Raw genomic sequence first — 14,492 nt, 5'->3', positions numbered from 1 at the left:
CCGTTGCCGCGGACGCATGGCCATCCATCCTGCCGAAGATCAGCGATGGTCATGTCGGCACGATCGTGTCGCCGGCATGATGCCGATGATGATGGCGAAGATCAGGAAAGCTCGTACGGCTTGCTGCTTACGATAGGCATGATGCCGTTTCAAGGTTACGGTCATTGCACCCTTGAAAACAGCCAGTATATAAGCTATTTTCCTCATTATAGCTATAAACAGCTAATTTGTGAGGCGAAAATGATCGACCTGAACGATCTTGGCAATGAGATCAAGAATGCCAGAAAGCAGCGTAAGCTGACACGCGAAAAGCTCGCAGAACTTTCCGGGGTCAGTCGGGCGAGGATCGAGGCGTTTGAAAACGGCAGGGTATCCGACATGGGGTTCAAAGGCGTGCTCACGCTCATGAACATTGTAGGGCTCGATTTCCGACTGACGACCTTCAACAACAAGCGCCCCACACTGGAAGACATCATGGAGGAAGACGATGCTGCGCGTTTGGGTAGGTAGCAAGCCAGTCGGCGTCCTGGACAGATCCGGCAAGCGTGGTTCGACTTTCGTGTACGATGTGAAGACCGATGGTCGTGACGCCGTGTCGCTCACAATGCCCAAGCGGACCGAATCGTGGAATTCGGAGTTCGGGCTCCTTCCCATTTTCGACATGAACCTTCCTGAGGGGGCACTTGAAGGGAAGATCAGGACGGCCTTCGCGAAGGCATTGGGCCGGTTCGACGACATCGACCTGCTGGCCGTAGTCGGCCGGTCGCAGATCGGCCGTATCCGCTTCACTGGCATGGAAGAGGAGCTGGTGGAGGACGTCCCTTTCCGAAGCATTGACGACTTGCTGCGTGCCCGTCGGGCGGGTGATCTCTATAACGAACTCCTGGAAACATACGCAGTCCATTCAGGGGTCGCCGGAGTGCAGCCGAAGGTCCTGGTGCGAGCCAGGGAGGATGGTCCGTCGGACGGACGCCAGTCGCTCAGCGTCCGCGGAGCTACCCACATCGTCAAAATGTGGGATCCCGACGAGTATCCCGAATTGGCTGCAAATGAGTTCTTCTGTCTTATGGCAGCTCGGGAAGTTGGCCTCGAGGTGCCGGATTTCCGGCTATCCGAGGATGGGCTTGCCCTAGTGGTCGAGCGATTCGACCTGACCGACGAATCGTACTTCGGATATGAGGACTTCTGTGCGCTGAACGGCGTAACCAGCAAGGACAAATACAACGGAGGGTATGAAACAAAGCTCTTCAAGCGGATCAGGGAGTTCGTCTCTCCCGAAAATGCCGTCGGGTCATTGGAAGCCGCTTTCCGCCTGTTTGTGATTAACTGCGCCATCCGCAATGGCGATGCCCACCTGAAGAATTTCGGCGTCGTCTACAAAGACGCGGAAAGTCCGGTACGGCTGGCTCCCGTGTATGACCTCATCACGACTAGGGCCTACATCAAGAACGATGCCATGGCGCTTACCCTCGACGGCACCACTGCCTGGCCCGACCGAAAGAGGCTTGACCGGTTGGGCGTCACCCGCGCGAACCTCCGACCGGGGCGCGTAGCAGAGATCGTGGAGCAGACCTGCGACTCGCTCTCAGACGTTTCGGGAAGGGTGAAGGCCTATTTTGAAGGATCCCGCTTCCCTGAGGTCGGCGAAGACATGCTTAGGGAATGGCAGGCCGGAGTGCGCTCGCTTTGCCAGGGAAAGACGATCCACATGATGGGGGTTTTGGACGAAACACGAGCAAACGACTAAAATATCAGCTCTTTCAGGAAAATCAGAATATAATAGCTAGTATTTAAGCTGTTCAGACCGAGGTGCTCTAGATTCCACCGCTGGCTTGCAGTCCATCGCCAAAACCAATTCTCCGCGCATTCAGACCGGCACGGGCTCGTTCAGTCAAAGCGCCGGATCGGGCGCCAGGATCGGCAGCGACGGCGGAACGAGCGTCGGCAGGTACCTCTTGCCATCCACCCAGGCATCAATGATGTCCGACCATTCCTGCATCATATGGCGGCGCTGCACCTCATATTCGGCTTTGTTGTAAACGCCACGCGACGAGCGTCCGTCTTCGTGCGCCAAGCACTTTTCTATCCAGTCGCTGTTGAAACCAAGTTCGTTCAGCAGCGTCGAACCTGTCCGTCGCAGGTCGTGAACCGTAAACGGCTCAAGGGGCAGCCCCTCCATCTTGGCCCGTTCGACGACAGCATAGGTCACGCGGTTGAAGGTCGCGCGCGACATCGATGCATCCGCGTCATATCGAGACGGCAGCAGATATCTTGAATTGCCTGCACAGGTCTTCAAGGCGATCATGATGTCGAGCGTCTGGCGCGACAGATAGACGTTGTGCGCCTTCGAACGCTTCATCCTCTCCTTCGGGATCGTCCAGACTGCGTTCTCAAAATCGACTTCGTCCCAGACGGCGTCCTGCAGCTCGCTCTTGCGCACCATGGTCAGGAGGTAGAGGCGCATCCCCAAGCGGATGGTCGGAAGCGTTGCGACATGCTCGAGTTGCTTCAGCATCACTCGAATTTCTGAAGGGGTGAGTGAGCGATCCCGTGGAACGAAGTTGGCGATGGAGGCCGGCCCTACGTCGTCAGCCGGATTGGCGACCTTCTCGCCATGAAGAACCGCGAAGCTGTAGATCTGCTTGAGGATATCGCGCACGTGGATCGCTGTGGCAGGAGCACCACGATCAACGATCTTGCCGCAAAGTACCCTGAGGTCGTCAGGCGTGATTTCCGTCAGAAGGCGGTTCCTCCAGACCGGGAGCAGTTCACGTTCGAAGATTGAACGCCGCATCGCGCGCGTGCTGTCGGCCATGGGTCCGGCAGTCAACCACTTTTCACCGAACTCGCCGAAGCTCTTTGCCTCCTTGATACGGCGCTTCTCCCGCTGCTTCTCAATCGCAGGAGATCGGCCGTCGCGAATGTCTCGTCTTGCATCGAGGCACCGCTCTCGCGCCAGGGCAAGTGAGATGCCGTCGCGTCCGTATTTGCCTAGGTAGACAGTCTCCCGACGGCCGTTGAGCCTGTAATCCAGCCGGAACGAGATCGCGCCACTCGGCATGACGCGAATGTACATGCCATCGCGGTCCGCAATCTTGTAGATTTTATCTTTTGGTTTCAATGCCTTGAGGGCTGTGTCCGTCAGCATTCCTGCTGCCTCCTGAAAAGTACCGTCAGCGCAATTTCGGGGGCTCTTGGCAGGGATTTCCTATTGTCTTCAATAGGTTAAAACGAAAAAAGTACCGTCACGAGCCTCATTGGTCGTGACGGTACTTTGAAAAATTGGTGGGAGCAATAATGGGCGAGGTCCGTCAGGCGGACCGCCAGCGCCAAAACCTGCCTGCCGATAGATGCCGAATGTCTTAGAGAGGATTTATTTTTGATTTCAATGGCTTGCGTCGAACTACAGCGTATTTTCGGCGGCGTTCGGATAGGCCTGAATCATTCCCACTCGATTGTCCCAGGCGGCTTCGAGGTGACGTCATAGACCACGCGGTTAATGCCGCGCACTTCGTTGATGATGCGGGTTGCGGCGGCACCCAGGAAGGCCATGTCGTAGTGGTAGAAATCGGCCGTCATGCCGTCGACCGAGGTGACGGCGCGCAGCGCACAGACGAATTCGTAGGTGCGGCCGTCGCCCATCACGCCGACGGTCTGCACCGGCAACAACACGGCGAAGGCTTGCCAGATGGCGTCATAGAGGCCGGCCTTGCGGATCTCGTCGAGATAGATGGCGTCGGCCTCGCGCAGGATCTCCAGCTTCTCGCGCGTGATGCCACCGGGACAGCGTATGGCAAGACCGGGGCCTGGAAACGGATGGCGGCCTATGAAGCTTTCGGGCAGGCCGAGCTCCTTGCCCAGCGCCCTCACCTCGTCCTTGAACAGTTCGCGCAGCGGCTCGACCAGCTGCATGTTCATGCGCTCCGGCAGACCGCCGACATTGTGGTGCGACTTGATCGTCACCGACGGGCCGCCGGTGAAGGAGACGCTCTCGATGACGTCTGGATAGAGCGTGCCCTGCGCCAGGAAATCGGCACCGCCGAGCTTTTTCGCCTCTTCCTCGAACACCTCGATGAACAGCCGGCCGATCGTCTTGCGCTTCTTTTCCGGGTCCGACTCGCCTTCCAGCGCGGTGATGAACTTTTCCGAAGCATCGACCAGGATCAGCGGCAGATTATAGTGCTGGCGGAACATCGCCACCACACCGGCGGCCTCGTCCTTGCGCATCAGGCCGTGGTCGACGAGGATGCAGGTGAGCTGATCGCCGACCGCCTCGTGGATCAGAAGGGCGGCGACCGAGGAATCCACGCCGCCCGAGAGCGCGCAGATGACCTTGCCCTTGCCGACCTGCTTGCGGATCGCCTCGACCGCGTGCTCGCGGTAGGCGCGCATCGTCCAGTCGCCTTCGATGCCGGCGATGTTGTGGACGAAATTCCTCAGCAGCCTCGCGCCGTCCGGCGTGTGCACCACCTCCGGATGGAACATGATGCCGTACATCCTGCGCTCGACATTGCCGAAGATGGCGAAGGGCGAGCTTTCCGATTTGCCGAACACCTCGAAACCCGGTGGCAGGGCGATGACGCGGTCACCATGGCTCATCCACACCTGATGGCGCTGGCCGGTCGCCCACAGACCCTCGAACAGCGGGCTGTCCTTCTCGATCTCGACGAAGGCGCGGCCGAATTCGCGATGGTTGGAGCTTTCGGCGACGCCGCCCATCTGCACGCACATGGCCATCTGGCCATAGCAGATGCCAAGCACCGGCACGCCGGCATCGAAGACGATCTGGGGCGCGCGCGGGCTGCCGATATCGGATGTCGAGGCCGGACCGCCGGACAGGATCACCGCTTTCGGATTGATGCGCTTGAAGGCCGCCTCGGCCGACTGGAACGGCACGATCTCGGAAAACACGCCGGCCTCACGGATGCGGCGGGCGATGAGCTGCGTAAACTGGCTGCCGAAATCGACAATCAGGACGGTGTCGGGGTGATTGGCTGTTGTCATGGCGAGCGTTTAGAGAAAGAAACGAGTCTGCGCAATGGGTTGCGTAGCCTGACTTTCAGACTGGTCTGGGCTGATCGTCGGATGAAGCCGCCCGCAGCAAACCCGAACCGATCGCCTGTTCGAGGCGCATGACGGCGTCGGCCAGCTTCTCGTCGATGACATGGAGATATTCGGTCCAGTCGCCGACGTGCCTCAGATCAGCCGCGCCGTCGGAAATGCCGCGCAGCCCAATGAGAGGAATGTCGAACAGCTGGCTGGCACGCAAGCAGGCGAAGGTTTCCATGTCGACCATGTCGGCGGCGATCGCTTCGTACGCCGAGCCGGTAATGATGGCGCCGCCGGTCGACAGTGTCGCCTGCTTGATTTCGGGAATACGCAGCGGCAGCGGTACGGTCACCGGCAGGTCGAGAAACGGCGTGGCGCCCTTCTCGAAGCCCAGCGGCGAGGCATCGATGTCACGATAGGCGGCCGAGACCGCCTGGTAGATTTCCGTCTGTTCCAGGGTCCGGCTGCCGGCCGAGCCGAGCGATACGACAAGGTCCGGCAATGCTTTTGCGGATTTCAACCAGGAAAGCTCGGCACCCAGCCGTACGCCGGCTTCGACCGGCCCGACACCCGTCATCAGCGGGGTGAACAGCCGCTGCAAATGCGGGCCGTATTCGGCCTTCGCCGCCATGACGAAGAGGACATCCTTGCCACCAATTCGCACGACGTTGCTCATCGGATCAGCCAGCTATCCCGTCACGCCCAACCACCGTCATCATCGTCCCGGTCATGGTTGCGATCAGCTTGGCCTCGCCGTCGGCGGCGAAGGCATAGGCCTGGCCGTCGGCAACGATGATGGTGCGGCCGGGTTTGGTCACCGACCCGCGGAACAGAAAGCGCTCGCCCCGGCCCGGTGCCAAAAGGTTGACCTTGAACTCGATGGTCAGCACGCCGGAATTTTCCGGCATCAGCGAGAACGCCGCATAGCCGCAAGCCGAGTCCAGCGCCGTCGAGATGACCCCCGCATGCAGGAAGCCATGCTGCTGGGTCAGCGCCGCCGAATAGGGCATCTCGATCTCGATGATGCCGGGCGTCACCAATGTCAGTTCGGCGCCGATCGTCGCCATCGCCTGCTGGCGCGCGAAGGACGCCCTGACGCGATCCTCATAGTCCGGAGCCGGTACGATCTTCGCTGCCATCGCCATTGCCTTCACGTTTGCCGGGAAAGCTTATCGCAGAGGCATGGGCGGCAGGCAAATGCTTTTGCTGCACTGCAACAAAACGACATCGAGGCGTCCTGGGCTACGGACTCGTAAATGCGAAGCTGATGGCCGCCAAGGCCATGCTCGCGCACGCGAGCACAATCGCTAACGCCGAATGTCGCATTTGAGCGCCAGCTCGGCGCATCTCATGGCGACCTCTCGCTACGCCCGGTACAAATTATTGGTCAGGTCAGTTGGCAGGGAGACCTTGCATGCGTGGTCATTGCTTATGTGGCGCTATTGCTTTTGAAGTCGACGGCCCGGCACAAGCATGCGTGGTCTGTCATTGTGAAAGCTGTCGGCGGCAATGTTCCGCGCCGATGACCGCCTACATTGGCGTCCTGAACGGCCAATGGCGATGGCTAAGCAAGCCGCCAAAGCTGTTCAACTCTTCTCCCGGTGTGGAAAGAACATTTTGCGATCACTGTGGCACGCCGCTGTCCTTCCGCTCAAAGAAGATGTCCAATGTCATGCATTTTTTCTCGGCAGCGATGGAGGAGCCGGAAAAATTCGCACCAACGCTGCATGTCGCTTTTGAGGAGAAGCTGCCTTGGTTGAAACTCGCCGACGGTCTGCCGACACGGTTTGGGCCTGACTATACGAAAAACTAGTTCAACCAGAGAAACGAAGCGGCGAGCGGAGTGGCGAACGCCACCCATGCCGCATAGGGCGCGAACAGCCGGCCGGAAAGCCGATCGCCGTTGCTGGGTGCCCCAGATCTTCATCGCGGTGGCCGCCGGGTCACGCAACCAGGGGCGTTGCCGGCACCTGTCAACGGCGTCAGTTCACCCGGCGCATGGCGCAGAAGTAAAATCCGTCAGTGCCACTCAGCGCCGGAGAGAGCGAAATGCCACCCAGGGCACCGATCCGCATCGCGGCGGCATGGCCTGGAAAGTGGCTGTCCCAAAGCTGGCGATGATCGACCGAGGCAAAGCCGCCGTGCCGCTCGCGAAACGCGGCGACCTGTTCGCCATTTTCCTCGTCGAACACGGAACAGGTGATGTAGACCAGCAGGCCGCCGGGTTTGACATAGGTTCTGGCGGCATCGAGGATCGTCGACTGCTCGCCCTTGCGGGCGTCGAGCTGTCTCTGCGTCAGCCGCCATTTGGCGTCGGGACGCCGCCGCCAGGTGCCGCTGCCGGTGCAGGGAGCGTCGACCAGCACGATGTCCATATGATTGGCGAGCGGGGCAAGCTCGGCCGGCTTGGTGGCGACCTGCACATTGCGGTTTTCCGAGCGGCGGATACGGTCGAAGATCGGCGCCAGCCGCGCCTTTTCGGCATCGTGAGCGAAGATCTGACCGTGATTGCCCATCGCAGCCGACAGCGCCAGCGTCTTGCCGCCGGCGCCGGCGCAAAAGTCGAGTACCTGCATGCCAGCCGTCGCGCCGGCAAGCGCTGCCGCAATCTGCGACCCCTCGTCCTGGACCTCGAACCAGCCTTTCTGGAAGGCCGGCTCGGCCTGCACGTTCGGGTGTCGGCCGTCACCGTCGATCGGCGGGATGCGGATGCCGTAGGGTGCGATCCGTGCGGCGCTGGCACCGGTCTGCTCCAGTTCGGCCAAGACCTTGGCGCGATCGGCCTGCAGGGTGTTGACCCGGATGTCGAGCGGCGGACGCGTGGCAAGTGCTGCGCCCTCCTCGACCCATGTCCCGCCAAAGGCCCGTTCGAATAGCGGTTCGCACCAATCGGGGATGTCGGCGCGAACCGCAGGCGGCGCATCGGCAAGCCGGCGGTCTGCGATTGCCTGGAGTTCCGTTGCGCTGAGCAGCGGCGGCGCGAACTTGTCACCTTCGAGCGCAGCGTTGAGCGACTGCCCCGTCTGGCTCCATTCGAGCAGCAGCGCCCCGAAGCCGATGGCGCGCGGCGTGTCTTCGCCCAGCAACCAGCCGGCGGAGCGTTTGTGGCGCAGCGCGTCGTAGACGATGTTGCCGATCGCGGCGCGATCACCACCGCCGGCGAAGCGATGTGACAGGCCCCAATCCTTCAGCGCATCGGCCACCGGCCGGTGACGCCGACCAATGTCCTCCAGCACTTCGATGGCCGCAGCCAGCCGTCCGCCCAGTCGCATTCGTCATTCCATCAAATCGAGCACATGAATCCCAGGGCCTGCTCTTAGAGCCTTTCACGCCCGGATTGAACCCCGCTCCGTCGCGCACCGCCGAGATACTGCCGACCAGGCCCAGCGGATCTAGCCGACCAATAAATCTCCCCGGTCCGCGAAAGCAGATCGATCAATAGATGAAAGGTCTCTAATGTTCGCAACTGGTGACTGCAAGCACGGCTTGTGGCGCAACCGCTCTGCTTTCCAAGTTTTTCGGTTGGGAATACTCTTGCCGCCATGATTCGCGGCGCGGAAACCGTGGACCGGCGGATCGTCACGAGGAGAGGGCAATGAAGACTTATCTGGCGGAAGTTCTAGGCACATTTCTGTTGGTGTTCATCGGTACGGCGTCCGTGGTGACGGGCGGCTTCGGCGGCGCGCTGCCGCTTGGTCAGGAAGGCATCGGCCTGGCATTCGGCATCGGCCTCATCGCAGCGGCCTATGCGATCGGCCCGATTTCGGGCGCGCATCTCAATCCGGCGGTGACGCTCGGCGTCTTCCTTGCCGGCCGGCTGCCCGCCAAGGACGTCATCCCCTATTGGATCGCGCAGATAATCGGGGCCATCATCGCCTCGCTGGCGTTGTGGATCATCGTTTCCGGCCAGACCGGCGGCCACACCGGCGGCTTCGGCGCCAATGGCTGGGACGAGACGAAATGGGGCATGAGCTCGGCGTTCCTGTGGGAGCTGATCGGCACCTTCACCTTCGTCACGGTGATCCTCGGCGTTACCGCTGAAAAGCACTCGACGGCTTTTGCCGGTCTGGTCATCGGCCTGACGCTGGCGGGCATTCACTTCGCCATGATCCCGGTCACCGGCACCTCGGTCAATCCGGCGCGCTCCATCGGTCCGGCGCTTTTTACCGGCGGTGCCGCGCTCAGCCAGCTCTGGCTGTTCATCGTCGCGCCGTTGATCGGTGGCGCCATTGCCGGCGTCGTCGCCAAGGCGCGTATCTTCGAGAAGGATTGATTTCCAAAGCCCGAATGCAAAAGGCGCGGGCCATGGCCCGCGCCTTTTTTGTAGGTCCTTAAGTTCGGATCAGGCAGCGATATCAAAGCGATCGGCGTTCATCACCTTGGTCCATGCCGCAACGAAATCCCGGGCGAATTTCTGCCCGGCATCCCCGGATCCATAGACTTCGGCCAATGCACGCAATTGTGCGTGCGAGCCGAAGATCAGATCGGCACGGGTGCCGGTCCACCTGACCGCCTTGGTCTTGCGGTCGCGCGCCTCGTAGACCTCTTCCGAGCCCGGCTCGGAGCCGGCAGCCGGATCCCACACCGTGCTCATGCTGAGCAGGTTGACGAAGAAGTCGTTGGTCAGCGTACCCGGCCTGTCGGTGAACACGCCGTGCTTTGACTGCCCGGTGTTGGCACCAAGCACCCTCAGACCGCCGACAAGCACCGTCAGCTCCGGCGCCGTCAGGCCCAGCAACTGCGCCCGGTCGACCAGCATGGCTTCGACCGACATGGGCTGCTTGCCCCTGACATAGTTGCGGAAGCCGTCGACTTTCGGCTCCAGCGGGGCAAAGGAGTGGACGTCCGTCTGCTCCTGCGAGGCATCCATGCGGCCTGGCGTGAACGGCACCTTCACGTCGTTGCCGCCATCCTTCGCGGCCTTCTCGACCGCGGCAACGCCACCGAGCACGATCAGGTCGGCCAGCGAGACCTTCTTGCCACCGGCATTGAACTCCTTCTGGATGGCTTCGAGCTTGGCCAGCACCTTCGACAATTGGGCCGGCTCATTGACGGCCCAGTCCTTCTGCGGTGCCAACCGGATGCGGGCGCCGTTGGCGCCGCCGCGCTTGTCGGAGTTGCGGAAGGTCGAAGCCGAGGCCCAGGCTGTCGAGACCAGTTCGGAAACCGACAGGCCGGAGGCCAGGATCTTGGCCTTCAGCGATGCGATGTCCTGGTCGCTGACCAGTTCATGATCGATCGCGGGGATCGGGTCCTGCCAGATCAGCTCTTCCTTCGGCACCAACGGGCCGAGATAGCGCACGACCGGACCCATGTCGCGGTGGGTCAGCTTGAACCAGGCGCGGGCGAAGGCATCGGCGAACTGGTCCGGATGCTCGTGGAAACGACGCGAGATCTTCTCGTAGGCCGGGTCCGCCCGCAGCGCGAGGTCGGTGGTCAGCATGGCCGGCGCGTGACGCTTCGAGGGATTGTGCGCATCCGGCACCGTGCCGGCACCGGCGCCAGCCTTCGGCGTCCACTGATGGGCGCCGGCCGGACTCTTGGTCAGTTCCCATTCATAGTTGAACAAATTGTTGAAGAAGTTGTTGCTCCACTTGGTCGGCGTCGTCGTCCAGGTGACTTCGAGGCCCGAGGTGATGGCGTCGCCGGCAATGCCTGAGGCATGCTTGCTCGACCAGCCGAGACCCTGCGCCTCGATGCCGGCGCCTTCGGGTTCGGCACCGACCAGCGAGGCATCGCCGGCGCCATGGGTCTTGCCGAAAGTGTGACCGCCGGCGATCAGCGCCACGGTTTCCTCGTCGTTCATGGCCATGCGCGCGAAGGTTTCCCTGATGTCGCGGGCCGAGGCCAGCGGATCGGGCTTGCCGTTCGGGCCTTCCGGATTGACGTAGATCAGGCCCATCTGCACGGCGCCGAGATGGCCGCGAAGCTCACGGTCGCCCGAATAGCGCTCGTCGCCGAGCCACTTGGTTTCGGAACCCCAGTCCACGTCCTGCTCTGGCTCCCAGACATCGGCGCGGCCGCCGGCGAAGCCGAAGGTCTTGAAGCCCATCGATTCCAGGGCGACGTTGCCGGTGAGGATCAACAGGTCGGCCCAGGAAATCTTGCGGCCATATTTCTGCTTGACCGGCCAGAGCAGGCGGCGCGCCTTGTCGAGATTGGCATTATCCGGCCAGCTGTTGAGCGGCGCGAAACGCTGCTGGCCCGCTCCGGCGCCGCCGCGGCCGTCGCCAATGCGGTAGGTTCCGGCGCTGTGCCAGGCCATGCGGATGAACAGCGGCCCGTAATGGCCAAAGTCAGCCGGCCACCAATCCTGCGAGTCCGTCATCACATGGTGCAGATCCTTGATGACCGCATCGAGATCGAGGCTTGCGAATTCCTTGGCATAGTCGAAGTCCTCGCCCATCGGGTCGGACAGGTTCGACTGCTGGTGGAGAACGCCGAGGTCAAGCTGGTTCGGCCACCAGTCACGGTTGGTCCGGCCGGCGGATCCATGCGCCACGGGGCATTTGCCCGCGCTGTTATCGTCGGTTTTCGCGTCCATCTCTCACTCCAATTTTGCCGAGGTTTGATTTTGCCGAGGTTGATTTTTGCCGAGATTTTGGGGGCGGCCGGCGGCCCGCGCCAATCTGGAACGGTTCGAGACTAGGCCACACTGGCGATAAAAACAAATTGCCTTTCCTGTTTATTTCGATAGGATTTTCTTATGACAGGCTTGACTGCATGATCGGATTGACAGTTCGCCAGATGCACTATTTCGACGCGCTGGCGCAAACGCTGCATTTCGGGCGCGCGGCGAAACTTGCCGGCGTCAGCCAGCCGGCGCTGTCTTCCCAGATCGCCGAAATGGAGCAACGGCTGAACTGCCGGCTGTTCGAACGCGGGGGCAGGTCGGTGCGCATGACGGACGAAGCGATCACTCTGTTGCCGCGCATCGAGCGCATCCTGGCTGACATACGTGACGTGGAAACGACGGCCCGGCGCGGCCGCACGGCGATGGAGGGACGCTTCCGGCTGGGCATCATCCCGACCGTCGCGCCCTATCTTCTGCCGCGCGCCCTGCCCGAACTGAAGAAACATTTCCCGGCCTTGCTGCTCGAATTGCGCGAGGCGGTCACCACCTCCCTGGTCGAGGACACCGCATCGCGAAAACTCGATGCCTTCATCGCCGCACTTCCGCTCGACCATCCCGGGCTGATCACCGAGGCGCTGTTTCCCGACCGGTTCTTCCTGGCCGTGCCATCAGGCGATCCAGCCTTTGCCTCGCCGCCGGTTCCACCCGAGAGCCCGGCGCTGGAGAGACTGATGCTGCTGGAAGAAGGCCATTGCCTGCGCGAACAGGCGCTGGCCGTCTGCGGCAATGTGCGGCCGGTGGCGATGGCAAGCTACGGCGCCACCAGCCTGACGACGCTCCTGCAGATGGTGGCGCACGGGCTCGGCGTCACACTCATCCCCGAAATGGCGGTCGTCCCCGCCGGCACTATCCCCGACCTCAAGATCGTGCCGTTCCAGGAGCCGATGCCGCAGCGCATGATCTGCCTTGCCTGGCGGCGCAACAATGCGCGGCATGGCGAATGCGTCGAGCTGGCGAAGATTATCCGGGGCCTCGGCGCGGCGGTGCTGGCTGGCTGAGAGCCGGTCTAACCGGCGCTACAGAACCCTGGACAGGAACTCGCGGGTGCGCGGCGATGTCGGATTGGCGATCATCTCGCGCGGCGCGCCGCGTTCGACGATCACGCCGCCGTCCATGAAAACGAGCTGGTCGCCGATCTCACGGGCGAAGCCGATCTCATGGGTGACGACGACCATCGTCATGCCGCTCTCGGCAAGGTCGCGCATGACCTGCAGAACTTCGCCGACCAGTTCCGGATCGAGCGCCGAGGTCGGCTCGTCGAAGAGCAGCACCTTGGGCTTCATCGCCATGGCGCGCGCGATCGCGACACGCTGCTGCTGACCGCCGGACAGTTCGCGCGGATAGCGGTCGACCTTGTCGGCGAGGCCGACACGCCGCAGCAGCACCTCCGCCTCGGCCTTCGCCTGGTCCAGCGGGATTCGCCGCACCTGCGTCGGCGCCTCGATCAGGTTCTCCATCACGGTCATGTGCGAGAACAGGTTGAACGACTGGAACAGCATGCCGATCTCGGCGCGGCGCCGGCACAGAAGATCGTCCTTCACCTCATAGAGCTTGTCGCCCTGGAGGTCGTAGCCGACGAACTGGCTGTCGACGAGCAGGATGCCGCCGCTGAGCTTTTCCAAATGGTTGATGCAGCGCAGGAACGTGCTCTTGCCGGATCCGGACGGACCAATGATGCAGGCGACCGATCCCTCCGGCACATCGAGGTCGACGCCTTTGAGAACTTCAAGCTGGCCATAGGTTTTGCGCACGCCGCGCGCGAACACCATGGAATCGGCCGGCACGCCGAAGCGGGCACGATTTTCGGATTTCACATCGCTCATCGGGCAAGGCCGCGCAGGCTGATGGCGTTGAGCAAGGCGCGCATCGTCAGGGGGTCGCGGCGGATATCGCTGCGGCCGAAATGGCGCTCCAGGAAATGCTGCCCGACCGACATGATGCTGACCACGGCGAGATACCAGAAGGCGACCACGATCAGCAGCGGGATCGTCTCGAAGGTGCGCGCGTAGATGCTCTGCGCGGTGTAGAACAGGTCATCGACGGCGATGAACGTCACCAGCGAGGTCATCTTCAGGAGGTTGATCGCTTCATTGCCGGTCGGCGGCAGCACGAAGCGCATGGCTTGCGGCAAGGTGATGCGCTTCAGGATCATGCGATAAGGCATGCCGAGCGCGCTCGCCGCTTCCGACTGGCCGGACGGCACCGACTTGATGCCGGCGCGGATGATCTCGGCCATGTAGCCGGCCTCGCACAGCGAAAGCGCGACGACGGCAGAGAAGAACGGGGTCATGAAATCATTGGTGCGCACGGAAAACAGCGTGCCCAGGAACGGCAGCGTCAGCGAGATCTCGCGCACCAGCAGCGACAGGTTGAACCAAAAGATCAGCTGGATCAGCGCGGGCACGCCGCGGAAGAACCAGACATAGACGCCGGAAAAGGCGCGCAGCACCGGGCTCGGCGACACCCGCATGATGGCGATGACGGTGCCGACCACGATCGCCAGCACCATGATGATGACGGTAAGCATCAGCGTGTTGCCGAGGCCGCGCATGATCGAGGGATGGAACAGGTAGCCGGCTGCCGTGCCCCAGGCAAAGGCCGGGTTGCTGGCGAAAGCGCGAATGATCAGGAAGGCCAGCAGCAGGGCGAACGCCGTGCCGATCCAGATGCCATAGCGGCGCTGCGGCACGACGATCAGCCGTGACACGGCGGCGGCGGCGCCCGGCTCGATGCCGATCTCGGTCGGGTGGGCCACGCCCATCGGATGTCTCCAGGTTGCGGGCCGGCGCCTGATGAAGCATCAGACGCC

General features: G+C 62.1%; 13 protein-coding genes. 5 read left to right on the top strand and 8 right to left on the bottom strand.

What is annotated here, in order from left to right; translation table 11 throughout:
* Window positions 1-45: 45 nt before the first annotated feature.
* A complete protein-coding gene (locus EN851_RS22110) occupies window positions 46-510 on the top strand; it encodes a helix-turn-helix transcriptional regulator (protein ID WP_135906795.1) in 465 nt (154 codons plus the stop codon).
* Window positions 488-1,747: a type II toxin-antitoxin system HipA family toxin gene (locus tag EN851_RS22105; protein WP_135906794.1), complete on the top strand. Its 1,260-nt coding sequence runs from the start codon at window positions 488-490 to the stop codon at window positions 1,745-1,747. The genes EN851_RS22110 and EN851_RS22105 overlap by 23 nt, the downstream gene beginning before the upstream one ends.
* Before the next feature lie 144 nt (window positions 1,748-1,891).
* On the opposite strand, the gene EN851_RS22100 is transcribed toward EN851_RS22105, so the two are convergent.
* From EN851_RS22100 to EN851_RS22085, 4 genes are all read right to left on the bottom strand, one after another.
* Entirely contained in the window at window positions 1,892-3,148 is a 1,257-nt protein-coding gene (locus EN851_RS22100) for a tyrosine-type recombinase/integrase (RefSeq protein WP_135906793.1), read from the bottom strand.
* A 293-nt stretch (window positions 3,149-3,441) separates the two neighbouring features.
* Window positions 3,442-5,004 carry a glutamine-hydrolyzing GMP synthase gene (gene guaA, locus EN851_RS22095; RefSeq protein WP_127278505.1) on the bottom strand — a complete coding sequence of 521 codons (1,563 nt, stop codon included), beginning with the start codon at window positions 5,002-5,004 and terminating at the stop codon, window positions 3,442-3,444.
* Window positions 5,005-5,059: 55 nt separating this feature from the next.
* A complete protein-coding gene (locus tag EN851_RS22090; RefSeq protein WP_135930065.1) occupies window positions 5,060-5,725 on the bottom strand; it encodes a 5'-methylthioadenosine/S-adenosylhomocysteine nucleosidase in 666 nt (221 codons plus the stop codon).
* A 4-nt stretch (window positions 5,726-5,729) separates the two neighbouring features.
* Entirely contained in the window at window positions 5,730-6,188 is a 459-nt protein-coding gene (locus tag EN851_RS22085) for a PaaI family thioesterase (protein WP_023686843.1), read from the bottom strand.
* 275 nt (window positions 6,189-6,463) lie between these two features.
* Here EN851_RS22085 and EN851_RS22080 point away from each other — a divergent pair, with 275 nt between their 5' ends.
* Complete coding sequence (locus EN851_RS22080; RefSeq protein WP_135880928.1) at window positions 6,464-6,862, top strand: GFA family protein; 399 nt, start codon at window positions 6,464-6,466, stop codon at window positions 6,860-6,862.
* A gap of 169 nt (window positions 6,863-7,031) precedes the next feature.
* Here EN851_RS22080 and EN851_RS22070 read toward each other — a convergent pair whose 3' ends face one another.
* Entirely contained in the window at window positions 7,032-8,321 is a 1,290-nt protein-coding gene (locus EN851_RS22070; protein ID WP_135930064.1) for an RsmB/NOP family class I SAM-dependent RNA methyltransferase, read from the bottom strand.
* 323 nt (window positions 8,322-8,644) lie between these two features.
* On the opposite strand from EN851_RS22070, the gene EN851_RS22065 reads away from it, so the two are divergent.
* Window positions 8,645-9,322 (top strand): MIP family channel protein, encoded by a 678-nt coding sequence (locus tag EN851_RS22065; RefSeq protein WP_027146615.1) that lies wholly within the window; start codon window positions 8,645-8,647, stop codon window positions 9,320-9,322.
* A 69-nt stretch (window positions 9,323-9,391) separates the two neighbouring features.
* Here EN851_RS22065 and katG read toward each other — a convergent pair whose 3' ends face one another.
* Complete coding sequence (gene katG / locus EN851_RS22060) at window positions 9,392-11,593, bottom strand: catalase/peroxidase HPI (RefSeq protein ID WP_135930063.1); 2,202 nt, start codon at window positions 11,591-11,593, stop codon at window positions 9,392-9,394.
* 179 nt (window positions 11,594-11,772) lie between these two features.
* On the opposite strand from katG, the gene EN851_RS22055 reads away from it, so the two are divergent.
* Entirely contained in the window at window positions 11,773-12,681 is a 909-nt protein-coding gene (locus EN851_RS22055) for a hydrogen peroxide-inducible genes activator (RefSeq protein WP_135930062.1), read from the top strand.
* An 18-nt stretch (window positions 12,682-12,699) separates the two neighbouring features.
* Here the strand turns inward: EN851_RS22055 and EN851_RS22050 are convergent, their stop codons facing one another.
* Window positions 12,700-13,506 (bottom strand): amino acid ABC transporter ATP-binding protein, encoded by an 807-nt coding sequence (locus tag EN851_RS22050; RefSeq protein WP_135920380.1) that lies wholly within the window; start codon window positions 13,504-13,506, stop codon window positions 12,700-12,702.
* Window positions 13,503-14,444: an amino acid ABC transporter permease gene (locus EN851_RS22045; protein WP_135930061.1), complete on the bottom strand. Its 942-nt coding sequence runs from the start codon at window positions 14,442-14,444 to the stop codon at window positions 13,503-13,505. Before EN851_RS22045 ends, EN851_RS22050 begins: the two co-directional genes overlap by 4 nt.
* Window positions 14,445-14,492: the final 48 nt, after the last annotated feature.

The organism is Mesorhizobium sp. M8A.F.Ca.ET.208.01.1.1, from assembly GCF_004791315.1.
Taxonomy (GTDB): domain Bacteria; phylum Pseudomonadota; class Alphaproteobacteria; order Rhizobiales; family Rhizobiaceae; genus Mesorhizobium.
This window is presented reverse-complemented; position numbering and strand designations above follow the sequence as displayed.